This window comes from Streptomyces sp. NBC_01381 (genome assembly GCF_026340305.1).
Lineage (GTDB): Bacteria > Actinomycetota > Actinomycetes > Streptomycetales > Streptomycetaceae > Streptomyces.
Genome location: NZ_JAPEPI010000002.1, coordinates 3,062,762 through 3,088,590 on the forward strand (window position 1 = coordinate 3,062,762; position 25,829 = coordinate 3,088,590).

Genomic DNA, 25,829 nt, shown 5'->3' on the forward strand with positions numbered 1-25,829 from the left:
ATGCCTGACTCTCGACGCTCGATTGTCACCAACACCGTTCCGGAACTGATCCGTGCCCACGCGCTTCGGTCGCCGGAGGCATGCGCGGTGCGGTGCGGCTCCGAGACCCTCTCGTACGGGGAGCTGGACGACCGGACGAACCGGCTGGCCCGGTATCTGCGGGGGCTGGGTGTCGGGTCTGAGTCGCGGGTGGGTCTGCGGTTGCTGCGGGGTGTCGACGTGGTGGTGTCGATGCTGGCGGTGTGGAAGGCCGGGGGTGCGTATGTGCCGCTGGATCCGGAGTACCCGGCGGACCGGCTGGAGTTCATGGCGGCGGACAGCGAGGCGTCGCTGGTGATCGACGCGGCGTGGCTGGCCGGCGCGCGGGCGGCGATCGCCGCGGAGTCCGCACAGCCGCTCCACGCGGGGCTCGATCCGGATCAGTTGGCGTACGTCATCTACACCTCGGGGTCGACGGGCCGCCCGAAGGGTGTGGCCGTCCCGCATCGGGGTGTGGCGAATCTGGTCGAGGCGATGGGGCCGGTACTCGGTGCCGGTCCCGGTGAAGTGACGTTGCAGTTCGCGTCGTTCAGCTTCGACGCCTCGGTGCTGGACGTGGCCGCCACCCTCGCATCGGGGGGCACGCTGGCGATCGCCACGAGCGCGGAGCGCACCGATCCGCAGGCGCTCGCGGAGATGATCGAATCGGCCGGGGTGACGGTGGCCAGCGTGGTGCCGTCGCTCCTGTCCGTGCTCGACCCGCAGACGGTCCCCGGCGTACGCAACTGGGTGCTGGGCGCCGAGCGGCTGACCCCGAGCCTGGCCGCCAAGTGGCGCGCCCAGGCAGGGCTCTGGAACACCTACGGCCCCACCGAGTCCACGGTGATCGCCACCGCAGTGGAGCTGCCCGCCGGCCTCACCCCGGACGACCAGCCCCCGTCCATGGGCCGCGCCCTGCCCAACACACAGGTCTACGTCCTGGACGACCTCCTGCGCCCGGTGCTGCCGGGTGTGGTGGGTGAGGTCCATCTGGCCGGTCCGGGGCTGGCCCGCGGCTATCTGGGCCGCCGGGAGCTGACCGCGGAGCGCTTCGTGGCCTGCCCGTACGCCGAGGGCGGGCGCATGTACCGCACCGGCGACCTGGCGAAGTGGAGCGGCGACGGGCTGCTGCACTTCCAGGGCCGCGCGGACGAGCAGGTGAAGATCCGCGGGTTCCGCATCGAATTGGGCGAGATCGAATCCGTTCTCGCCGCGCATCCAGCTGTCGCGCAGGCGGTGGTGGTCGTACGGGAGGACCGTCTCGCCGCGTATGTGGCCGCTGCCGGCGAGCTCGCTTCCGCCGCCGTGCGCGAGTTCGCCGCGGCGCGTCTCCCGGAGCACATGGTCCCGGCCGCGGTGACGGTGCTGGACGCGCTGCCGCTTACCCCCAACGGCAAGGTGGACAAGGCGGCGCTGCCCGCCGTCGATGCGACGGCTGGTGCGGGCCGGGCGCCGGCGACGCCCGTCGAGGCGCTGCTGTGCGGGCTCTTCGCAGAGGTGCTGGGCCTGGGGGAGGCCGGTGCCGACGACGACTTCTTCGCCCTGGGCGGGGATTCGATCCTGTCGATGATGGTCGTATCCGGCGCCCGCCGGGCCGGCCTCGCGGTCACGACCAGGCAGGTCTTCGAGGAGCGGACCGCCGCCCGCATCGCCGCGGTCGCGCTGCCCTTGGGCGACGCTCCCGCTTCCGTCGACACGGCCGCCGGTTCGGGCGATGTGCCGCTCACCCCGGTCATGCTCGAACTGCTGCAGCGGGTGCGGTCGGAGGACCTGTCGGAGGTCTTCCAGTCAGCCCTGGTCGCCACCCCGCGAGGAATGGACGCGGCCACTTTGACGGCCGCGATGCAGGCGCTGGTGGGCCACCACGACTTACTTCGGGCGCGGTTGGTGTCGGGTGCGGGGGCGCGGCTCGAGGTGCCGGAGGCGGTGCCGGGGCGGGCGTGGGTACGCCGGGTGGATGCGGCTGTCGCGGATGTGGATGCGCAGACGCGGGCGGCGGTGGGGCGATTGGATCCGCCGGCCGGTGTGATGGTGCAGGCGGTGTGGTTCGACGCCGGGGTGGATGCGCCGGGCCGGCTGTTGCTGGTGGTTCATCACTTGGTGGTGGACGGGGTGTCGTGGCGGGTGCTGCTGCCGGATCTGGCAGAGGCCTATGCGGCGTTGGCTGCGGGTCGGGAGCCGGTGCTGGCGCCGGTGGCGACGTCGTTCCGGCATTGGGCACAGGAGCTTCAGGCACAGGCCGGGAGCGCGGAGCGGCTGGCGGAGCTGGCGGCCTGGACAGGGATGCAGGCGGGTTCCGTCCCGCTGCTCACGACGCTGCCGCTGGACCCGGCCATGGACTTGGGCACCACTGTGCGGCGGGTGTCGGTGCGGGTGCCTGTGTCGGTGACGTCGGCGTTGTTGACCGGGGTGCCGGCGGCGTTCGGTGCCAAGGTCGATGAGGTGCTGCTGGCGGGGCTGGCGGCGGCGATAGGGGAGTGGGGCGACCAGGGCCGGATCTCGTTCCTGGTGGATGTCGAGAGCCACGGTCGGCAGCAGTTCGGCAGCGATGGACTGGATCTGTCGCGGACGGTGGGCTGGTTCACCGGAATCCACCCCGTCCGGCTGGATGCCGGCGGGCCGGTGGCGGTCGGGGAGGTCGTCAAGAGGGTCAAGGAGCAGGTACGCGCCGTGCCCGGGGACGGTCTCGGTTACGGCATGCTCCGGTATCTGAATGCGGTTACGGCGACGGAGCTGGCCGGGTTGCCGACTGCGCAGGTCGGCTTCAACTACCTGGGCCGCTTCAGCAGCGGCTCAGGCGACGACTGGCAGCTGCTCGGCGACGGCCTGGGAGAGGGCTTCGCGAGCCGGTCGTCGGCGATGCACGCCCTTGAGGCCGAAGGCATCGTCGATGATCTGGCCGAGGGGCCGGAGCTGACGTTGACGTTGGCGTGGCCGGAGCGGCTGCTGGACGCGGGCGCGGCGCAGGCGCTGGTTGATGGCTGGGCGGCGGCCCTGGCGGATATGGCTGCGTATGTGGGGTCGGGTGGTGGCGGTCATACGCCGTCGGATTTCCCGTTGGTGGCGTTGGGGCAGTCGCAGGTGGAGGAGTTGGAGGCGGCAGCGCCCGGTCTGGTGGAGGTGTTGCCGGTATCGCCGTTGCAGGAAGGGCTGTTGTTTCACGCGCTGTTTGATCAGCAGGGCACGGATGTGTATGTGGAGCAGCTGGTCCTGGACCTGGAGGGGCAGCTCGACGCGGGCGTGTTGCGGGCGTCGTGGCAGGCGGTGCTTGACCGACACGACAGCTTGCGGGCCGGTTTCCGGCAGGTGGCGGGGATCGAGCAGCCGTTGCAGGTGATCGTCGAGGGCGTGGAGCTGCCTTGGCGTGAGGAAGACCTGACGGAACGGCCGGAACAGGCCGAGGAGTTGGTTCTGGCCGAGCGGGTGCGGGGCTTTGACGTGGCGCGGCCGCCACTGATCCGCGTACTGCTGATCCGGCTGGGTGCGGACCGCTGTCGCATGGTGATCACGCTGCACCACATCCTGCTGGACGGCTGGTCGCTACCGATCCTGCTGCGAGAGGTCTGGGCTGCGTACGCGGCCGGCGGCACCGGCGCAGGACTGCCCGCGGTCACCCCGCACCGTGAACACCTGGCCTGGCTGGCGCAGCAGGACAAGGACGCCGCACGGGCCGCCTGGACGCACGCCCTGTCCGGGCTCGACGAGCCGACCCTCGTGGCCTCCGCCGCCGCGGACGGCACGCCGAGTCCGACCGACCAGCTGACCTTTGCACCGGCCGCCGAACTGACCGGGGCGCTGCGCGAGCTGGCCCGCCGGCACGGCGTCACGCTGAACACCGTCGTTCAGGCCGCCTGGGCGCTGGTGGCCGGTGGTTTGACGGGCCGCAGGGACGTGGTCTTCGGCGCCACCGTCGCGGGGCGGCCGGCGGAGCTGCCTGGCATGGAGGACATGTTGGGGCTGTTCATCAACACCGTCCCGGTGCGGGTGCGATTCGATCCCGCGCGGACGGTCGCGGAGCTGCTCGCCGCCCTGCAGGCTGAGCAGTCCGCGCTGCTGGACCACCAGCATCTGAGCCTTACGGAGATCCAGCGGCTGGCGGGTCCGGGCGCGGGCTTCGACACGCTGCTGGCGTTCGAGAACTACCGGGCCGGCGAGAGCGGCCCCCCGCAGCCGCTGCGCCTCACCGGCTCCGGGGTCCGCGAGTCGACCCACTTCGCGCTGACGCTGGGTGTTGACCCGATCGACGGGCTGCGGCTGCGGCTCGATCACCGGCTGGACAGCTTCGACGCGACGGCGGCCGTGGCGATCTCGGAGCGGCTGATACGGGTGCTGACCCGGATGGCGGCTGAGCCGGACGCCCGTATCGGCACGTTGGACGCCCTCGACGAGGCGGAGCGGTCCCTGGTCGTCGACAAGTGGAACGACACGGCGCGGCCGGTGTCGGCGGACACCTGGCTGGAGCTGTTCGGGGCCTGGGCGGTGCTCACGCCGAATGCGGTAGCGGTGCGCTGCGGCGCTGAGGCCGTTTCGTACGGGGAGTTGGAGGTTCGGTCGAATCGGCTGGCCCGCTACCTGTGTGGGCTTGGGGTGGGCCGGGAGTCGCGGGTGGGTCTGCGGTTGCCTCGGGGTGTCGACATGGTGGTGTCGATGCTGGCGGTGTGGAAGGCCGGGGGTGCGTATGTGCCGCTGGATCCCGAGTACCCGACTGACCGGCTGGAGTTCATGACGGTCGACAGCGGCGCGTCGGTGGTGGTCGACGCGGACCGGCTGGCCGCCGCCGGGCCGGCGATCGCCGCCGAGCCGGACGTCCCCCTCGATGTCGCGGTCGAACCGGATCAGCTCGCGTACGTGATCTACACCTCCGGCTCGACCGGCCGCCCGAAGGGTGTGGCGGTGGCGCATCGGGGTGTGGCGAATCTGGTCGAGGCGATGCGCCCGGTGCTGGGCGTCTCGGAGGGGACGACGGCGCTGCAGTTCGCGTCGTTCAGCTTCGATGCCTCGGTGCTGGACGTGGCCGTGACGCTGGCGTCCGGCGGCACCCTGGCTATCGCTGCCGGCGAGGAGCGTACGGATCCGCAGGCGCTGGCGGAGATGATCCGTGCGGCTGGGGTGACGGTGGCCAGCGTGGTGCCGTCGCTGCTGTCCGTGCTCGACCCGCAGGCCGTGCCGGGGGTGCGGAATTGGGTGCTGGGTGCCGAGCGGCTGACCGCGGATCTGGCCGCCAAGTGGCGTGCCCAGGCGGGGCTGTGGAACACCTATGGACCCACCGAATCCACCGTCATCGCCACCGCCGTGGAGCTCGCGACCGGCATTGCCCCCGACGACCGACCGCCGGCCATCGGCGGCCCGCTCCCCAACACCCGTGTCTTCGTGCTGGACGACTTCCTGTGCCCGGTGCTGCCGGGTGTGGTGGGTGAGGTCTATCTCGCCGGCCCGGGTCTGGCCCGCGGCTACCTGGGTCGCCCGGGTCTGACCGCGGAGCGGTTTGTGGCCTGCCCGTACGCCGACGGCGGGCGCGTGTATCGCACCGGCGATCTGGCGAAGTGGAGCGACGAAGGGCTCCTGCACTTCGCGGGCCGGGCGGACACGCAGGTGAAGATCCGCGGCTTCCGAGTCGAGCCGGGCGAGGTCGAGTCGGTGATCGCGGCGCATCCGGAGGTCGCCCAGGCGGCCGTCGTGGTGCGTGCGGACCGTATCGCCGCCTATGTGACACCCGGCGCGCGGGGCGCGGCCGACGCGACCGCGATACGGGAATTCGCCGCCCGCCGCCTCCCCGCGTACATGGTCCCGGCCGCGGTGACGGTGCTGGACGCGCTGCCGCTCACCCCCAACGGCAAGGTGGACAAGGCGGCGCTGCCCGCCGTCGATGCGACGGCTGGTGCGGGCCGCGCGCCGGCGACGCCTGTGGAGGCGCTGCTGTGCGGGCTCTTCGCCGAGGTGCTGGGCGCGGGGTCGGCCGGTGCCGACGACGACTTCTTCGCCCTGGGCGGGGACTCGATTCTGTCGATGCTGCTGGTCTCGGCCGCTCGGCGGGCAGGGCTGGCGATCTCCTCCCGGCAGGTGTTCGAGCTGCGGACTCCTGCCGGTCTGGCGCGGGTTGCGGGTGCGCTGGAGAGCGGCGATGTGGTGCCGGGCGGGGAGTCCGGCGTGGGTGCGGTGCCGCTGACGCCGGTGATGCATGAGCTGATCGAACGCGTCGGTCCGGAACGGCTCCATGAGGTCGTGCAGTCCAGCTGGGTGCGTACGCCGGCCGGACTGGACTTCGAGGTGCTCGCGCGGGCGGTGCAGGCGCTGGTGGCGCGGCATGACGTGCTGCGGGCGCGGTTGGTGCCGGGTACGGGGGCGCGGCTTGAGGTGCCGGAGGCGGTGCCGGAGCGGGCGTGGGTACGCCGGGTGGATGCGGCTGGCGCGGATGTGGATGCGCAGACGCGGGCGGCGGTGGGGCGATTGGATCCGCCGGCCGGTGTGATGGTGCAGGCGGTGTGGTTCGACGCCGGGGTGGATGCGCCGGGCCGGCTGTTGCTGGTGGTTCATCACTTGGTGGTGGACGGGGTGTCGTGGCGGGTGCTGCTGCCGGATCTGGCAGAGGCCTATGCGGCGTTGGCTGCGGGTCGGGAGCCGGTGCTGGCGCCGGTGGCGACGTCGTTCCGACATTGGGCACAGGAGCTTCAGGCACAGGCCGGGAGCGCGGAGCGGCTGGCGGAGCTGGCGGCCTGGACAGGGATGCAGGCGGGTTCCGACCAGCTGCTCACGACGCTGCCGCTGGACCCGGCCATGGACTTGGGCACCACTGTGCGGCGGGTGTCGGTGCGGGTGCCTGTGTCGGTGACGTCGGCGTTGTTGACCGGGGTGCCGGCGGCGTTCGGTGCCAAGGCCGATGAGGTGCTGCTGGCGGGGTTGGCCGCGGCGATGCAGGAGTGGCGGCCCGAGGGTGGCTCCGGGACGCTGGTCGACATCGAGCGGCATGGGCGGGAGCCGTTTGGCAGCGACGGGGTGGATCTGTCGCGGACGGTGGGCTGGTTCACGGGTGTGCATCCGGTCCGGCTGGATGCCGGTGGGTCGGTGGCGGTCGGGGAGGTCGTCAAGCGGGTCAAGGAGCAGGTGCGGGGTGTGCCCGGGGACGGTCTCGGTTATGGCCTGCTCCGGTATCTGAATGCGGTTACGGCGACGGAGCTGGCCGGGTTGCCGACTGCGCAGGTCGGCTTCAACTACCTGGGCCGCTTCAGCAGCGGCTCGGGCGGCTGGCAGCTGGTCGGTGACGATGTCGGGGGCGGCCTCGGCGGCGACTTCCCGGTGCGGCATGCGCTGGAGTTCCTGGGCGCGGTCCGTGATCTGGCCGAGGGGCCGGAGCTGACGTTGACGTTGGCGTGGCCGGAGCGGCTGTTGGGCGTGGAGGCGGCGCAGTCTCTGGTTGATGGCTGGGCGGAGATGCTGGCCGGGCTTGAGGCTCATGTGGCGTCGGGTGGTGGCGGTCATACCCCGTCGGATTTCCCCTTGGTGGCGTTGGGGCAGTCGCAGGTGGAGGAGTTGGAGGCGGCAGCGCCCGGGCTGGTGGAGGTGTTGCCCGTATCGCCGTTGCAGGAAGGGCTGCTGTTCCACGCCCTGTTCGACGAGGGGTCGGCGGATGTGTATGTGGAGCAGCTGGTCCTGGACCTGGAGGGGCAGCTCGACGCGGGCGTGTTGCGGGCGTCGTGGCAGGCGGTGCTTGACCGACACGACAGCTTGCGGGCCGGTTTCCGGCAGGTGGCGGGGATCGAGCAGCCGTTGCAGGTGATCGTCGAGGGCGTGGAGCTGCCTTGGCGTGAGGAAGACCTGACGGAACGGCCGGAACAGGCCGAGGAGTTGGTTCTGGCCGAGCGGGTGCGGGGCTTTGACGTGGCGCGGCCGCCACTGATCCGCGTACTGCTGATCCGGCTGGGTGCGGATCGCTGTCGCATGGTGATCACGCTGCACCACATCCTGCTGGACGGCTGGTCGCTGCCGATCCTGCTGCGAGAGGTGTGGGCTGCGTACGCGGCCGGCGGCAGCGGCGCGGGACTGCCCGCGGTCACGCCTTTCCGGGAGTATCTGTACTGGCTGGCGCGCCAGGACAAGGACGCCGCGCGCGCCGCCTGGACGCAGGCCCTGTCCGGGGCCGACGAACCAACCCTGGTCGCCCCCGCCGCCGTGGATGCCGGGGCCGCACTGCCCCGATCGGTGGCCTGTGCGCCGAGTGCGGAGCTGAGCGACGCGGTGCGCGACCTGGCCCGGGAGCTGGGCGTCACGGTGAACACCGTCCTGCAAGCGGCATGGGCGATCGTGCTGGGTCAGCTGGCCCGCCGCCGGGACGTGGTCTTCGGGACGACGGTCGCGGGCCGGCCGGCCGAGCTGCCGGGCATGGAGGACATGCTGGGCCTCTTCATCAACACGATCCCCGTGCGGGTGCGGCTTGAGGCCACGCAGCCGTTGGCCCAGCTGCTGACCGAACTGCAGGCGGAACAGTCGGAGTTACTCGATCACCAGTATCTCGGTCTGACAGAGATCCAGCGGCTGGCAGGAGCGGGCGCGGGCTTCGACACGTTGCTGGCGTTCGAGAACTTCCCCGGCGACCCGGATGTGCCGTCATCGCTGGAGTCCGTGGTCGTCACGGGTGCGGGGATGCGGGAGTCGACAAACTTCGCGCTGGCGCTGGGCGTGGACCCCTCCGACCTGAACCTTCGGCTCGACTATCGCCCCGACCTTTTCGACGAGGACACCGCCCGGGCGTTGACCGGCCGATTGGTGCGGGTGCTGGAGCAAGTGGTGGCGGATCCGCGGGTGCGGGTAAGCGAGCTCGACTTGATCGGTGCGGATGAGCGGGCGCTGGTGGTGGGGGAGTGGAACGCCGGCACCCGGCCGGTCGGCCCGCTGTCCGTGCCGGAGCATTTCGGGGAATGGGTGGTTCGGTCCCCGGAGGCGGCCGCGGTGCGGTGTGGGGTGGAGGCCGTTTCGTACGGGGAGTTGGAGGTGCGGTCGAATCGGCTGGCTCGGTATCTACGTGATCGCGGTGTGGTTCGGGAGTCGCGGGTGGGTCTGCGGTTGCCTCGGGGTGTCGACATGGTGGTGTCGATGCTGGCGGTGTGGAAGGCCGGGGGTGCGTATGTGCCGTTGGATCCGGAGTACCCGGTCGAGCGGCTGGAGTTCATGACGGTCGACAGCGGCGTGTCGGTGGTGATCGATGTCGAGTGGCTGGCGGACGTGGGTGTGGCGGTTGCTGCCGAGTCGGACGCGCCGCTCGAAGTAGAGCTTGATCCTGATCAGTTGGCGTACGTCATCTACACCTCGGGCTCCACAGGGCGCCCGAAGGGTGTGGCGGTGGCGCATCGGGGTGTGGCCAATCTGGTCGAGGCGGTGGCGCCGGTGCTGGGCACCGGTCCTGGCGAGGTGACGTTGCAGTTCGCGTCGTTCAGCTTCGACGCCTCGGTGCTCGACGTCGCCGTCACCCTCGCGTCCGGCGGCACCCTGGCGATCGCCACCAGCGAGGAGCGCACCGATCCGCAGGCGCTGGCCGACATGATCCGTACGGCCGGGGTGACGGTGGCCAGCGTGGTGCCGTCGCTCCTGTCCGTACTCGACCCGCATACCGTCCCCGGCATACGCAACTGGGTCCTGGGCGCCGAACGATTGACCGCCGATCTGGCCGCCAAGTGGTGTGCGCAGGCGGGGCTGTGGAACACCTACGGTCCCACCGAGGCCACCGTCATGACCACGGCCGTGGAACTGCCGGCAAGCTTCACATCCGACGACGAAGCGCCGGCGATCGGCAGCCCGCTGCCCAACACCCAGGTCTATGTCCTGGACGACTTCCTGCGTCCGGTGCCGATCGGTGCCACCGGCGAGGTGTATCTGGCCGGTCCGGGTCTGGCCCGCGGTTACCTGGGCCGCCGGGACCTCACCGCGGAGCGGTTTGTGGCCTGCCCGTACGCCGACGGCGCCCGCATGTACCGCACCGGCGACCTCGCCAAATGGAGCGGCGACGGGCTGCTGCACTTCCAGGGCCGCGCGGACGAGCAGGTGAAGATCCGCGGGTTCCGCATCGAACTCGGCGAGATCGAATCCGTCCTCGCCGCCCACCCCGATGTCACCCAGGCCACCGTCATCGCCCGCGACGACCGTCTCGTCGCCTACGCCGTTCCCACCGCAGGCAGCGGCATCGAGACGACCGCCCTGTTGGACTTCGCCGCCGCCCGGCTCCCGGAGCACATGGTCCCGGCGATCGTGACCGTCCTGGACGCGCTGCCGCTCACCCCCAACGGCAAGGTCGACAAGGCGGCGCTGCCCGCGCCCGAGCGTGCGGCCCGCGATGGCCGGGCGCCGGCGACGCAGGCCGAGGTGCTGCTGTGCGATCTCTTCGCCGAAGTGCTGGGCCTGGAGCGGGTGGGTGCCGAGGACTCGTTCTTCGAGCTGGGCGGCGACTCGATCATGTCGATGCTGCTGGTGTCGCGCGCTCGGCGGGCAGGGCTGGCGATCTCTTCGCGGCAGGTGTTCGAGCGGCGGAGCGCGGCGGGACTGGCGCGGGTTGCGGAGGCAGTGGACAGCGGTGGTGTGGTGCCGGGGCGGGATTCCGGTGTGGGTGCGGTGCCGCTGACTCCGGTGATGCATGAGCTGATCGAACGAGTCGGACTCGACCAGGTGGGCGAGGCCGTGCAGTCGGGAGTGGTGAGCACCCCGGCCGGACTGGACCTCGACGTTCTCGTACGTGCGGTGCAGGCGCTGGTGGGTCATCACGACGTACTGCGGGCGCGGTTGGTAACAGGTCCGGAGCCACGGCTCGAGGTGCCGGCGGACGTGCCCGAGCGGGCATGGGTACGCCAGGTCGACGCGACCGGCCTGGCGGACGACGCGCTGCGGGAGCTCACCAGCACGCAGGTCCGAGCGGCCGCGCGGCGGCTGGATCCGGCCGCCGGTCAGATGCTCGACGCGGTGTGGTTCGACGCCGGTCCGGTGGCCGAGGGGCGACTGGTACTCGTCTTCAACCACCTGGTGGTGGACACGGTCTCGTGGCGGGTGCTGCTGCCGGATCTGGCGGAGGTGTGTGCGGCGTTGGCTGCGGGTCGGGAGCCGGTGCTGGCGCCGGTGGCGACGTCGTTCCGGCATTGGGCGCGGGAGCTGGAGGTGCAGGCCGGGAGTGCGGAGCGGCTGGCGGAGCTGGAGGCCTGGAGCGCGATGCAGGCGGGTTCCGACCAGCTGTTGACGGCGCTGCCGCTGGATCCGGTGCGGGATGTCGAGTCGTCGGTGCGGCGGGTGTCGGTGCGGGTGCCTGTGTCGGTGACGTCGGCGTTGTTGACCGGGGTGCCGGCGGCGTTCGGTGCCAAGGTTGATGAGGTGCTGCTGGCAGGGTTGGCGGCGTCGCTGCAGGAGTGGGCCGATCAGGGGCAGGCGTCATTCCTGGTCGACGTCGAGCGGCATGGGCGGGAGCCGTTGGGCGACGGGGTGGATCTGTCGCGGACGGTGGGCTGGTTCACGTGTGTGCACCCGGTCCGGCTGGATCCGGGCGTGGTCGACGGTGGCGCGATACGGGCCGGCCAGGCAGCCGCGGGAGCGGTCGTCAAGCGGATCAAAGAACAGGTACGCGCTGTGCCGGGGGACGGGCTGAGTTACGGCATGCTCCGGTACCTCAACCCCGATACGGCGTACGGGAGCGCGCCGTTGTCGACCGCGCAGATCGGCTTCAACTACCTGGGCCGCTTCAGCAGTCCTGCGGGCGGCGACTGGCAGCTGCTCGACGACGACCTCGGCGCCGGGGCCGGCGGCGACTTCCCGGTGTTGCACGCCCTGGAGTTCATGGGCGCAGTGCATGACTTGGCCGAGGGCCGCGCGGAACTCACCCTCAGCCTCTCCTGGCCGGAGCGGCTGTTGGGCGTGGAGGCGGCGCAGTCTCTGGTTGATGGCTGGGCGGAGATGCTGGCCGGGCTTGAGGCTCATGTGGGGTCGGGTGGTGGCGGTCATACGCCGTCGGATTTCCCCTTGGTGGCGTTGGGGCAGTCGCAGGTGGAGGAGTTGGAGGCGGCAGCGCCCGGTCTGGTGGAGGTGTTGCCCGTATCGCCGTTGCAGGAAGGGCTGCTGTTCCACGCGCTGTTTGATCAGCAGGGCACGGATGTGTATGTGGAGCAGCTGGTCCTGGACCTGGAGGGGCAGCTCGACGCAGGCGTGCTGCGGGCGTCGTGGCAGGTGGTGCTTGACCGGCACAGCAGCTTGCGGGCCGGTTTCCGGCAGGTGGCGGGGATCGAGCAGCCGCTGCAGGTGATCGTCGAGGGCGTGGAGCTGCCTTGGCGCGAGGAAGACCTGACGGACGAGCCGGAACAGGCGGCCTGGGCGCGGTCGGAGCGGATCGCGGTCGAGGAGCGCGCACAGCGATTCGACCTGGGGACGCCGCCCTTGCTGAAGGTGCTGTTGATCGGATTGGGCCAGGACCGCCACCGGTTGGTGATCACCATGCACCACCTGGTCCTGGACGGGTGGTCGCTGCCGATCCTGCTACGGGAGGTGTGGGCTGCCTACGCGGCCGGCGGCAGCGGCGCGGGACTGCCCGCGGTCACCCCGTACCGGGAGTATCTGGGCTGGCTGGCGCGGCAGGACAAAGACGCCGCGCGGTCGGCCTGGGAGCAGGCCCTGTCCGGGGCCGAGGAACCAACCCTGGTCGCCCCTGCCGACCCGGCCCGTTCGCCCGGCGAGACCGCGTGCGTCGGCGCCGAGCTGCCCCCGCCGCTCGCCCAAGAGCTGACGCGGCTGGCCCGCGACGCGGACGTCACCCTGAACACCGTTCTGCAGACTGTCTGGGCGCTGCTGGTCGGAGGCCTGACGGGCCGCCGGGACGTGGTGTTCGGAGCGACGGTCGCGGGACGGCCGGCCGAGCTGCCGGGCATGGAGGACATGCTGGGGCTGTTCATCAACACCATCCCGGTACGGGTGTGCTTCGATCCGGCGCGTACTGTCGCCGAGCTCCTCGCCGACCTGCAGGCTGAGCAGTCCGCACTGCTGGATCACCAGCATCTGGGCCTTACGGAGATCCAGCGGCTGGCAGGTCCGGGCGCGGGCTTCGACACGCTGCTGGCATTCGAGAACTTCCCCGGTGACCCGGAGGTGCCGGTCGCCCTCGACTCCGTCCGGCTGACGGGTGCGGGGATGCGGGAGTCAACGAACTTCGCGCTGGCGCTTGGGGTGGACGCGTCCGAACTGAAGCTTCGGCTCGACTATCGCCACGACCTGTTCGACCAGCGCGACGCCGAGCGGATCTTATGCCGGTTGGTACGGGTGCTGGAGCAGGTGGCGGCGGATCCGCGGGTGCGGGTGGGCGAGATCGAGCTGTTGGATGCGGGCGAGCGGGCGCTGGTGGTGGAGGAGTGGAACGCCACGGCGCGGCCGGTCGGGTCGCTGAGCGTGCCCGGGCGTTTCCAGGAGTGGGCGGTCCGGGTTCCGGAGGCGGTCGCGGTGCGGTGTCGGGCGGAGGCCGTCTCGTACGGGGAGCTGGAGGTGCGGTCGAATCGGCTGGCTCGGTATCTGCGTGATCGCGGTGTGGTTCGGGAGTCGCGGGTGGGTCTGCGGTTGCCACGTGGCATCGACATGGTGGTGTCGATGCTGGCGGTGTGGAAGGCCGGTGGCGCGTATGTGCCGCTGGATCCCGAGTACCCGACTGACCGGCTGGAGTTCATGACGGTCGACAGCGGCGCGTCGGTGGTGATCGACGCCGAGTGGCTGACGGAAACCAGTGCCGGGGTCGCTGCCGAGCAGGGTGCACCGCTCGAAGTAGAGCTTGATCTCGATCAGTTGGCGTATGTGATCTATACGTCCGGGTCGACCGGCCGTCCGAAGGGTGTGGCCGTAGCGCATCGGGGTGTGGCCAATCTGGTCGAGGCGATGGGGCCGGTGCTGGGCGCGGGGCCGGGCGAGGTGACGTTGCAGTTCGCGTCGTTCAGCTTCGATGCCTCGGTGCTCGACGTGGCCGCCACCCTCGCGTCCGGCGGCACCCTGGCGATCGCGACCAGCGAGGAGCGCACCGATCCGCAGGCGCTGGCCGACATGGTCCGTACGGCTGGGGTGACGGTGGCCAGCGTGGTGCCCTCCCTGCTGTCCGTGCTCGACCCGCAGACGGTCCCCGGCATACGCAACTGGGTCCTGGGTGCCGAGCGATTGACCGCCGACCTGGCTGCCAAGTGGCGTGCCCAGGCGGGGCTGTGGAACACCTACGGACCCACTGAAGCCACCGTCATGACCACGGCTGTTGCGCTCGATGAGGGAATCAGCGCGGACGGCCCATCGCCGGCGATCGGCGGTCCGCTGCCCAACACGCGGGCCTATGTCCTGGACGATTTCCTGCGTCCGGTGCCGATCGGCGCCACCGGCGAGATCTATCTCGCCGGTCCGGGTCTGGCCCGCGGCTACCTCGGCCGCCGGGACCTCACCGCCGAACGCTTCGTGGCCTGCCCGTACGCCGACGGCGCCCGCATGTACCGCACCGGCGACCTCGCCAAATGGAGCGGCGACGGGCTGCTGCACTTCCAGGGCCGCGCCGACGAACAGGTCAAGATCCGCGGGTTCCGCATCGAACTCGGCGAGATCGAATCCGTCCTCGCCGCCCACCCCGACATCGCCCGGGCCACCGTCATCGCCCGCGACGACCGCATCGCCGCGTACACCGTGTGCGCGACCGCCCTGGACCCCGCCGCCATACGGGAGTTCACCGCCACCCGCCTCCCCGACCACATGGTGCCGGCCACCATCACGGTCCTGGACGCCCTGCCGCTCACCCCCAACGGCAAGGTCGACAAAGCCGCCCTCCCCACCGCCGAAACTGCCACCGGCCACGGACGGGCACCATCCACCCCCGTCGAGGAAATCCTCTGCACCCTCTTCGCCCAGGTCCTGGGGATCGACCGTGTAGCGGCGGACGACTCGTTCTTCGGGCTCGGCGGCGATTCGATCATGTCGATGCAGCTGGCGTCGCAAGCGCGGCGGGCCGGCTGGGTGGTGTCGCCGCGGCAGGTGTTCGAGGAGCGCACTCCGGCCGGTCTGGCGCGGGTCGTGGAGCCGGACTGTTCGGCGGAGTCGGTGGCCGGGGCCGGGCCGGACGCGTCCGGTGTGGGGGAGATCGCCTTCACCCCGGTGATGTGCTCGCTCGGTGAGTCCGTGACCGGCGCCGGGTCTGCACAGTGGATGGTCGTGGGCGCGCCCCCGAAGCTGGGTCTGGAGACGCTGACCGCCGGCGTGGCCGCGTTACTGGACGCGCACGACATGCTCCGCGCCCGGCTGGTGGCCGCCGAGTCGAAGCTGGTGGTGCCGGAGCCGGGCTCGACCGCCGTACAGGCGCTCGTATCCCGCGTCGACGGCACCGGTGTCGATGACCCGGAGCTGAGCGAACTGGTCCGGGCCGAGGCGCAGGCCGCACTCCGCCGGCTGGATCCGGGCGCCGGGGTGATGGCGCAGGTGGTGTGGCTGGACGCCGGGCCGGAGCGGGTGGGCCGCCTGCTGGTCGTCGTGCATCACCTCGCGGTGGACGGGGTGTCGTGGCGCATTCTGCTGCCGGATCTGCGCGCCGCCTGCGAAGCGGTGGCTGCCGGCAAGGAGCCCCGACTCCAAGACGTGGGTACGTCCTTCCGCCGTTGGTCGCAGCTGCTGTCAGCCGAGGCCGTCAGCGAGCACCGGGTGGCGGAACTCCCGGCCTGGCAGGAGCTGCTCGCCGCCGACGAGCCGGTGCTGGGCCGGCGACTGCTGGATCCCGTACGGGACACGGTGGCGGGCCTGCGCCGCGAGGAGTGGGTCGTGCCCGCCGCCGTGGCCCGGACGCTCGTTTCCCGTACCGCCGCTGTCTTCCACTGTGGCGTGCACGAGGTGCTGCTCGCGGCGCTGGCCGGCGCGGTGGCGCGGTGGCGGCCGGAGTACGCCGCCGGTGTGCTCGTCGACATCGAGGGCCACGGCCGGGAGGCACTGGCCGACGGGGTGGATCTCTCGCGCACCGTGGGCTGGTTCACCAGCGTGCACCCGGTCCGGGTGGCGTCCTCAGGCGTGGACCTTGCCGACGCGCTCTCCGGTGGCCCGGCCGCCGGCGCCCTGCTGAAGATGGTCAAGGAGCAGACCCGGGCCAAGGCCGGCGACGGCCTCGGCTACCAGCTCCTGCGCTACCTCAACCCCGAGGCGGCGCCGGCACTCGCCGCGCTGCCCGTACCGCAGATCGGCTTCAACTACCTCGGCCGCTTCCCCGCCGGGCCCAACTCCGGCGAGGGCGAAGCGGCCGCCTGGGAGCCCGCCGGTGAGTCCGGCCCGGGCGGTGCCGCCGACCCGCAGGCTCCGGCCGCCCACGCGCTGGACGCGGGCGCGGTTGTTCAGGACACCGCGCACGGGCCCGAGCTGACGCTCTCCCTGGCCTGGGCAGGTGGCCTGCTCGACGACGCCGAGGCCGCCGAGCTCGGCCGCCAGTGGCTGGCGCTGCTCACCGGACTCGCCGCACACACGGACGGCGACCCCGCCGCCGGCGGCCACACCCCCGCCGACTTCCCCCTTCTCCAACTGCCCCTGACCCAGCGCGGCGTCCAGGAGCTGGAGCTGGCGGTCCCGGACCTGGCCGACGTATGGCCGCTGTCCCCGCTGCAGGAAGGGCTGCTCTTCCACGCCGCCTTTGACGACCACGGGCCCGACGTCTACGCGGGACAGCGGGCCCTGCTGCTCGACGGCCCGCTGGACGCGGCACGGCTGCGCGGGGCATGGCAGGAGGTGCTTGACCGGCACCCCATCCTGCGGGCGAGTTTTCACCAGGGTGCCTCCGACGAAGCAGCGGTGCAGGTCATCGCCGACGCCGTCACACTGCCGTGGCGCGCGGCCGATGTGTCCGGACTGCCGCAGGCGCAGGCGCGCGCGGAGATCGGCCGGCTGTGCGCGGCGGAGATGGCGGAGCGGTTCGACCTGACCAAGGCGCCGCTGTTGCGTGTACTGCTGATCCGGCTCGGCGAGCGGCGGCACCGCATGGTGGTGACCACTCATCACGTCGTGGTCGACGGCTGGTCGCTGCCCGTCCTCTTCGACGAGCTGTCCGCGTTGTACGAGGCGGCGGCCGGCGAGCGGCGGACGGCGTTGCCGCCGGCGACGTCCTACCGGGAGTATCTGGCCTGGCTGGGCCGACAGGACCGGCCGGCCGCGCGGGCCGCCTGGCGGGCGGAGCTGGCCGGCGCCGACGAGCCCTCCCGCGTCGCGCCCGACCGGTCGGCCGCGGCGGCACGCCCGATCCCGCTGGAGTTCGAGTGCTCCGCCGAACTGACCCGTGACCTCACCGAACTCGCCCGCACCCACGGCCTGACGATGAACACGATCGTGCAGGGCGCCTGGGCGCTGCTGCTCGCCCGGCTCATCGGGCGCGACGACGTGGTGTTCGGCAGCACGGTGGCCGGCCGGCCCGCCGACGTGCCGGGCGCGGACGCCTCGGTCGGGCTGTTCATCAACACCCTCCCGGTACGGGCCCGCCTGGACCCCGCGCAGCCGGCCCTGGACCTGCTCGCGGACCTGCAGCGGCGCCAGGCCGCCCTGATGGGGCACCATCACCTGGGCCTGGCAGAGATCCAGAAACTCGCCGGGTCCGGTGCGGAGTTCGACACGCTGGTGGTCTACGAGAACTACCCGCGCTCCGCCGCCGGCCCGGCGGGCGGCCTCTCGCTGCGGCCGGACGGCAAGTCGCAGGACGCGAGCCACTACTCCCTCGCCCTCATCATGGCGCCCGGCGACCGGCTGGCAGGAGAGGTGGTCTACCGGCCGGACCTCGGCACCCGCGACTGGGCGGCGGAGAACCTGGCCTGCCTGCTGCGGGTGCTGGAGCAGCTGGCCGCCGACGCCACCGTGCCAGTGGGCCGGATCGGCGTCCTCGGCGCGGCCGGGCGCGCGCGGGTGCTGCGGGAGTGGAACGACGCCGACCCCGCCGCGCCGGTGACCGCCGCCCCGCTGCCCGAGCTGTTCGCCCGCCAGGTGCGGCGGACCCCGGACGCGGCGGCGCTCAGCTTCGTACCGGAGGAGCGGGCCCTGTCGCGCGGGGACGAGCGGGCTCTGCCACAGGCTGACGAACAGACCCTGACCTACCGAGAGCTGCAGGATGCGGCCGGCCGGCTGGCCCGTCGGCTGATCGCCGCCGGCGTCGGGCCGGAGGTCCGGGTGGCGCTCCTTGCGGAGCGAACGGTGCCGGCGGTGGTGGCGCTGCTGGCGGTGTCGATGGCGGGCGGCGTCTTCGTACCGGTGGACCCGGCGTATCCGCGGCAGCGGCTGGAGTTCATGCTGCGGGACGCCGATCCGGCGCTGGTGCTGTGTTCCACCGCGGTGCGCGGCGTGTTGCCGGACGAGTTCGCGGACCGGGCCCTGGCGTGGGACGAGCCCGCCGTGGCCGCGGTGGTGGCGGCGAGTGTGCCCGGCGCGATCGCGGACGCGGAGCGCCGCGCGCCGCTGCGGCCGGAGCACGCGGCCTATGTCATTTACACCTCGGGCTCCACCGGCCGTCCCAAGGGCGTGGTGGTCTCGCACGTGGGGCTGGCGAACCTGGCGCGGGCGCAGATCGAGCGGTTCGCCGTACACCCGGACGCCCGGGTGCTGCAGTTCGCCTCGCTGAGCTTCGACGCCGCTGTCTCCGAGCTGTGCATGGCGCTGCTGTCCGGCGCCACGCTGGTGGTGGCCGACGCGGCACAGCTGCCGCCGCAGCTGCCGGTGGCCGAGGCCCTGGCACGGACCCGGACGACGCACGTAACGCTGCCGCCCAGTCTGCTGGCGGTGGCGGAGTCGCTGCCGGACACGGTGCAGACCGTGACGGTGGCCGGCGAGGCCTGTCCGCAGGCGGTGGCTGACCGCTGGTCCTCCGGACGGCGCCTGGTGAACGCCTACGGGCCGACGGAGACGACGGTCTGCGCGGCCATGAGCCGGCCGTTGACGCCGGGCGCCGGCACCGTGCCGATCGGACGCCCGATGACGAACACCCGGGCCTTTGTGCTCGACGGCTTCCTGCAGCCGGTGCCCGCCGGCGTCACGGGAGAGCTGTACTTGGCCGGCTCGGGCCTGGCCCGCGGCTACGCCGGGCGGCCGGGGCTGACGGCGGAGCGGTTCGTGGCCTGCCCGTACGCCGAAGGCGGGCGGATGTACCGGTCGGGCGACCGGGCGAAGTGGACCTCCGACGGTCAACTGCTCTTCCAGGGGCGGGCGGACGCGCAGCTGAAGATCCGCGGGTTCCGCATCGAGCCGGGCGAGGTGGAGTCGGCCCTCGCCGCGCATCCGGGGGTGGCCCAGGCGCTGGTTGCGGCGAACGGTGAGCGGCTGGTCGGGTACGTCGTCCGTGACGCGGGCGCGGAACTGGACGGCGCCGCCGTCAGGGAGTCCGCGGCCGCCCGACTGCCCGAGTACATGGTCCCGGCCGTGGTGGTGGTGTTGGACGCGCTGCCGCTCACGCCCAACGGCAAGGTCGACAAGGCGGCGTTGCCCGCGCCCGATGTCGTGCGCGAGGCGAGCCGGGTGCCGTCGTCGCCGGTGGAGGAGGCGTTGTGCGGCGTGTTCGCCGAGGTGCTGGGCGTGGGCGAGGTCGGGGTGGATGACGACTTCTTCCAGCTCGGCGGAGATTCGATCATGTCGATGCAGCTGGCGTCGCGGGTGCGCCGTGCGGGTTGGGTGGTGTCGCCGCGGCAGGTCTTCGAGGAGCGAACCCCGGCCGGTCTGGCGCGAGTTGTCGCCGCGACGGACAGCGAGGTATCGGCGGTGGATGCGTCCGGCGTGGGAGAGATCGCCTTCACGCCAGTGATGCGGTCGCTCGGGGAGTCGGCCACGCGGCCGGGCTTCGCGCAGTGGATGGTCGTCGGCGCGCCCCCGGAGCTGGGTCTTCAGGCGCTGACCGCCGGCGTGACCGCCGTGCTGGACGCACACGACATGCTCCGGGCACGGCTGGTGGCCGGCGAGTCCCGCTTGATGGTGCCGGAGCCGGGTTCGACCGACGCCGCGGAGCGCGTATCGCGGGTGGCTGCGGTCGACGCGGCGGATGGTGAGCTGAGCGAGCTGGTCCGGGCGCAGGCGCGGGCGGCCGTCGAACGGCTGGATCCGGGCGCTGGGGTGATGGTGCAGGTGGTGTGGCTCGACGCCGGGCCGGATGCCGTGGGCCGGCTGGTGATCGTGGCGCATCACCTCGCGGTGGACGGGGTGTCGTGGCGGATTCTGCTGCCGGATCTGCGGGCTGCCTGCGAGGCGGTGGCTGCCGGCAAGGAGCCCCGACTCCAAGACGTGGGTACGTCCTTCCGCCGTTGGTCGCAGCTGCTGTCAGCCGAGGCCGTCAGCGAGCACCGGAGGGCGGAACTCCCGGTCTGGAAGCAGCTGTTGACCGGCGGCGAGCCGCTGTTGGGCGGGCGAGAGCTGGATCCTGTACGGGACACGGTGGCGGGTCTGCGCCGTGAGGAGTGGGTCGTGCCCGCCGCCGTGGCCCGGACGCTCGTTTCCCGTACCGCCGCCGTCTTCCACTGTGGCGTGCACGAGGTGCTGCTTGCGGCGCTGGCCGGTGCGGTGGCGCGGTGGCGGCCGGAGTACGCCGCCGGTGTGCTCGTCGACATCGAGGGCCACGGCCGGGAGGCGCAGCGCCTCGGGGTGGATCTGTCGCGCACGATCGGCTGGTTCACCGGCGTACATCCGGTCCGGGTGGCGTCCTCAGGCGTGGACCTTGCCGACGCGCTCTCCGGTGGCCCGGCCGCCGGCGCCCTGCTGAAGGCGGTCAAGGAACAGCTCCAGCGGGTTCCGGGCGACGGCCTCGGCTACGGGCTGCTGCGCCATCTGAACGCGAGCACCGCACCGGAGCTGGCCGCGCTGCCGGCACCGCAGATCGGCTTCAACTACCTGGGCCGGTTCCCCGTCGGGGCCGACACCGGCGAACCGGGCGCCTGGGAGTCGGCCGGCGAAACGGGCCCGGGCGGTGCCGCCGACCCGCAGGCCCCGGCCGCCCACGCGCTGGCAGCCGGCGCGATCGTCCAGGACACCCCGCACGGACCTGAACTGACCCTGTCGCTGGCCTGGCCGGGCGGCCTGCTGGACCACGCGCAGGGCGCGGCACTCGGCCGCCAGTGGCTGGACGTCCTCACCGGACTCGCCGCGCACACGGACGGCGACCCCGCCGCCGGCGGCCACACGCCCTCCGACTTCCCGCTGCTCGAGCTCGCCCAGGACGAGGTCGAGGAGTTCGAAGCGCTGGCGGCAGAACGCGAAGGAGAAAACCCGCTGTGAAGACGCCCACTTCGCCGGCCTCCACCGGCGCCAAGGGAAACGCCCTCGCCGAAGTCTGGCCGCTCTCTCCGCTGCAGGAAGGGCTGCTCTTCCACACCTCCTTCGACGGCGAAGGCCCGGACGTCTATGCCCTGCAGACGGTGATCTCGATGACCGGGCCGCTGGACCCGGCCCGCTTCCGGGCCTCCTGGCAGGCCCTGCTGGACCGGCATGCGGCACTGCGGGCGAGCTTCCACGAGCGCAAGTCGGGAGCACCGGTCCAGCTCATCGCCCGTACGGTACGACTGCCCTGGCGGGAGACCGACCTGTCCGGCCTGGCGGAGGCCGAGCGGACGGCCAGGGCAGCTGAACTCGCCGCACAGGAGCACGCGAAGCGGCTGGACCTGGCGGCCGCGCCGCTGCTGCGGCTGCTGCTGATCCGGCTCGCCGACCAACGGCACCAGCTGGTCCTTACGACCCACCACATCCTGATGGACGGCTGGTCGATGCCGGTGCTGCTCGACGAGCTGGCCGCGGTGTACGCGGCCGGCGGCGACAGCCGGACGCTGCCCCCGGTGGCCGGCTACCGGGACTACCTGGCCTGGCTGAACCGCCAGGACAAGGCGGCGGCACGAGCCGCCTGGCAGGCCGAGCTGGCCGGCGCCGAAGAGCCGACGCTGGTAGCGGCCGTCGACCCGAAGCGGACCGCGGTCCTGCCGCAGGAGTGCCGCCTCGACCTCTCCGAGCCCGCCACCCGGGCCCTTACGGAGCTGGCCCGCACCCATGGCCTGACCGTGAACACGGTGGTGCAGGGCGCCTGGGCACTGGTGCTCGCGCGGCTGGCACGCCGCCGCGACGTGGTCTTCGGCGCCACCGTGGCGGGCCGGCCGGCGGAGCTGCCCGGGGCGGAGTCCATGGTCGGACTGCTCATCAACACCCTGCCGGTACGAGTCCGCCTACGGCCCGAACTGCCGGTGCTGGAACTGCTCACCGGACTGCAGCAGAGCCAGTCGGAGCTGATGGCACACCAACACCTCGGCCTGGCGGAGATCCAGCGCGCGGCCGGACCGGGCGCGGGCTTCGACACGCTGGTCGTGTACGAGAGCTTTCCCAAGGCCCCGGAACCGCGGAGAGGCCGCACCGAGACCTACACCATCTCCGGCGGCGAGACCCGCCAGGCCACGAACTATCCCCTCACTGTGGGGGTGACCCCGCACGACCAGCTGCGGATCGAGCTGGCTTACCGGCCCGATCTCTTCGAGGAGCGCGACGCCGAGCGGATCGGGCGCCGGTTGGTGCGGGTGCTGGAGCAGGTGGCGGCGGATCCGCAAGTGCGGGTGGGCGAGATCGAGCTGCTGGATGCGGGTGAGCGGGCGCGGGTCGTGGGGGAGTGGAACGCCACGGCGCGGGCGGTCGGGTCGGAGACGGTGCCGGAGCGGTTCCGGGCATGGGCGGTTCGGGCTCCGCGGGCGTGTGCGGTGCGGTGTGGGGCGGAGGCCGTCTCGTACGGGGAGTTGGAGGTTCGGTCGAATCGGCTGGCTCGGTATCTACTTGATCGCGGTGTGGTTCGGGAGTCGCGGGTGGGTCTGCGGTTGCCGCGGGGTGTCGACATGGTGGTGTCGATGCTGGCGGTGTGGAAGGCCGGGGGTGCGTATGTGCCGCTGGATCCGGAGTACCCCGCGGACCGGCTGGAGTTCATGACGGTCGACAGCGGTGCGTCGGTGGTGATCGATGTCGAGTGGCTGGCGGACGTGGGTGTGGCGGTTGCTGCCGAGTCGGACGCGCCGCTCGAAGTAGAGCTTGATCCTGATCAGTTGGCGTACGTCATCTACACCTCGGGCTCCACAGGACGCCCGAAAGGTGTGGCCGTCGCACATCAGGGTGTGGCCAATCTGGTCGAGGCGATGGGGCCGGTGCTGGGCGCGGGGCCTGGTGCGGTGACGTTGCAGTTCGCGTCGTTCAGCTTCGATGCCTCGGTGCTCGACGTGGGGGTCACCCTCGCGTCGGGTGGCACCCTGGCGATCGCCGCGGGTGAGGAGCGTACCGATCCGCAGGCCCTGTCGAGGATGATCCGGGACAGCGGCGTGACGGTCGCGAGCGTGGTGCCGTCTCTGTTGTCCGTGCTCGACCTGAAGACGGTTCCGGGGGTACGGAATTGGGTGCTGGGTGCCGAGCGGCTGACCGCCGATCTCGCCGCCAAGTGGCGCGCTCAGGCTGGGCTGTGGAACACCTACGGTCCGACCGAGGCGACCGTGATGACTACAGCCGTGGCGCTCGACGAGGGCATCACACCGGACGATCAGCCCCCGGCGATCGGCAGCCCGCTGCCCAACACTCAGGTCTACGTCCTGGACGACTTCCTGCGTCCGGTGCCGATCGGCTCGACGGGCGAGGTGTATCTGGCCGGTTCGGGTCTGGCCCGCGGCTATCTGGGCCGTCGGGAGCTGACGGCGGAGCGCTTCGTGGCCTGTCCGTATGCCGACGACGGGCGCATGTACCGCACCGGCGATCTGGCGAGGTGGAGCGGCGACGGGCTGCTGCACTTCCAGGGCCGCGCCGACGAACAGGTCAAGATCCGCGGCTTCCGCATCGAACTCGGCGAGATCGAATCCGTCCTCACCACCCACCCCGATGTCACCCAGGCCACCGTCATCGCCCGCGACGACCGCATCGCCGCCTACGTCGTGTCCGACGCGTCGCTGGACCCCGCCGCCATACGGGAGTTCACCGCCACCCGCCTCCCCGACTACACGGTCCCGGCCACCATCACGGTCCTGGACGCCCTGCCCCTCACCCCCAACGGCAAGGTCGACAAAGCCGCGCTGCCCGACCCCGGCGTCGCCCGCGAGCCGAGTCGCACGCCGTCAACGCCTGTCGAGGAACTCCTGTGCACCTTGTTCGCCGAGGTGCTGGGCGTGGGCGAGGTCGGGGTGGATGACGACTTCTTCCAGCTCGGTGGCGATTCGATCATGTCGATGCAGCTGGCGTCGCGGGTGCGCCGTGCGGGCTGGGTGGTGTCGCCGCGGCAGGTCTTCGAGGAGCGAACCCCGGCCGGTCTGGCGCGAGTTGTCGCCGCGACGGACAGCGAGGTATCGGCGGTGGACGTGTCCGGCGTGGGGGAGATCGCCTTCACCCCGGTGATGCGATCGCTCGGCAACGCCGTCACAGAGGCCGCCTTCGCGCAGTGGATGGTCGTCGGCGCGCCCCCGGAGCTGGGTCTGGAGACGCTGACCGTCGGCGTGGGCGCGCTACTGGACGCGCACGACATGCTCCGCGCCCGGCTCCTGGCCGCCGAGTCGAAGCTGGTGGTGCCGGAGCCGGGCTTGACCGACGTGCCGGCGCTCATATCCCGCGTGGACGCGGCAAACGTGCCCGTGGGGGCGCTGGACGCGCTGGTGGCCGCCCAGGCCGAGGCGGCCGTCGGCCGACTGGATCCGGGCGCCGGAGTGATGGCGCAGGTGGTGTGGCTCGACGCCGGATCCGAGCGAGTGGGCCGCCTGTTGGTCGTCGTGCATCACCTCGCGGTGGACGGGGTGTCGTGGCGGGTCCTGCTTCCGGATCTGCGGGCCGCCTGCGAGGCGGCGGCCGTGGGCCGGGAGCCGGGCCTTGACCCGGTGGATACGTCGTTCCGCCGCTGGTCGCAGCTGATGTCAGCCGAGGCCGTCAGCGAGCACCGGACGGCGGAACTCCCGGCCTGGAAGCAGCTGTTGACCGGCGACGAGCCGCTGCTGGGACGGCGCCCGCTGGACCCCGCGCAGGACACCGAGCGGACCACGGTCCGGCGCCGCTGGCTGGTGCCGACCGCCACGGCCGAGACGCTCGTCGCCCGCACTCCGGCCGTCTTCCACTGCGGCGTGCACGAGGTGCTGCTGGCCGCGCTGGCGGGCGCGGTGGCGCGGTGGCGGCCGGAGTACGGCGCCGGCGTGCTCGTCGACGTCGAGGGGCACGGCCGGGAGCAGCTGCACGACACCGTGGATCTGTCGCGGACCGTGGGCTGGTTCGCCAGTACGCGCCCCGTCCGGCTGCGCGTCGGCACTACCGGCCCGGCCCGGGCGCGGACGGGCGGGCCTGCCGCAGGCACCCTGCTCAAGGCGGTGAAGGAGCAGGCCAAGGCCGCGTCCGGGGACGGGCTCGGCTTTGAGCTGCTGCGCTATCTGAACCCCGAGACCGCACCCGTACTCGCCGGGCTGCCCGCCCCGCAGATCGGCTTCAACTACCTCGGCCGCTTCCCCGCCGGCGACTCCAGCGGACCGCCCGTCGCGTGGGAGCCGGCCGGCGAGTCGGCGCTGGGCGGCGCGGCCGGGCCGGGCATGCCGGCGCGGCACGTACTGGAGGCCGGCGCCCTGGTCCAGGACACCCCGAGCGGACCGGAGCTGTCGCTGTCGCTGGCCTGGCCCAGCGGGCTGCTGGACGCGGCCGACACCGACCGGCTGGGGCTCGGCTGGCTGGATCTGCTGGCGGGACTTGCCGCCCACACCACGGCCGACCCGGCCGCCGGCGGCCACACCCCCTCCGACTTCCCCCTGCTCGACCTCGGCCAGGACGAGGTCGACGATCTCGAGTCCGAATTCGCCGACGACCGCACTTAAGACACTCGACCCAGG

2 protein-coding genes are annotated in these 25,829 nt (G+C 72.1%); both read left to right on the forward strand.

Translation table 11 applies throughout. The features are described 5' to 3' along the window. On the forward strand, positions 1 to 21,246 hold the full coding sequence (locus OG453_RS35180; protein ID WP_266872606.1) for a non-ribosomal peptide synthase/polyketide synthase: 21,246 nt from the start codon (positions 1 to 3) through the stop codon (positions 21,244 to 21,246). After that, positions 21,243 to 25,814, forward strand: a complete 4,572-nt coding sequence (locus OG453_RS35185) for a non-ribosomal peptide synthetase (protein WP_266872607.1) — start codon at positions 21,243 to 21,245, stop codon at positions 25,812 to 25,814. Before OG453_RS35180 ends, OG453_RS35185 begins: the two co-directional genes overlap by 4 nt. The last annotated feature ends 15 nt before the right edge of the window (positions 25,815 to 25,829 follow it).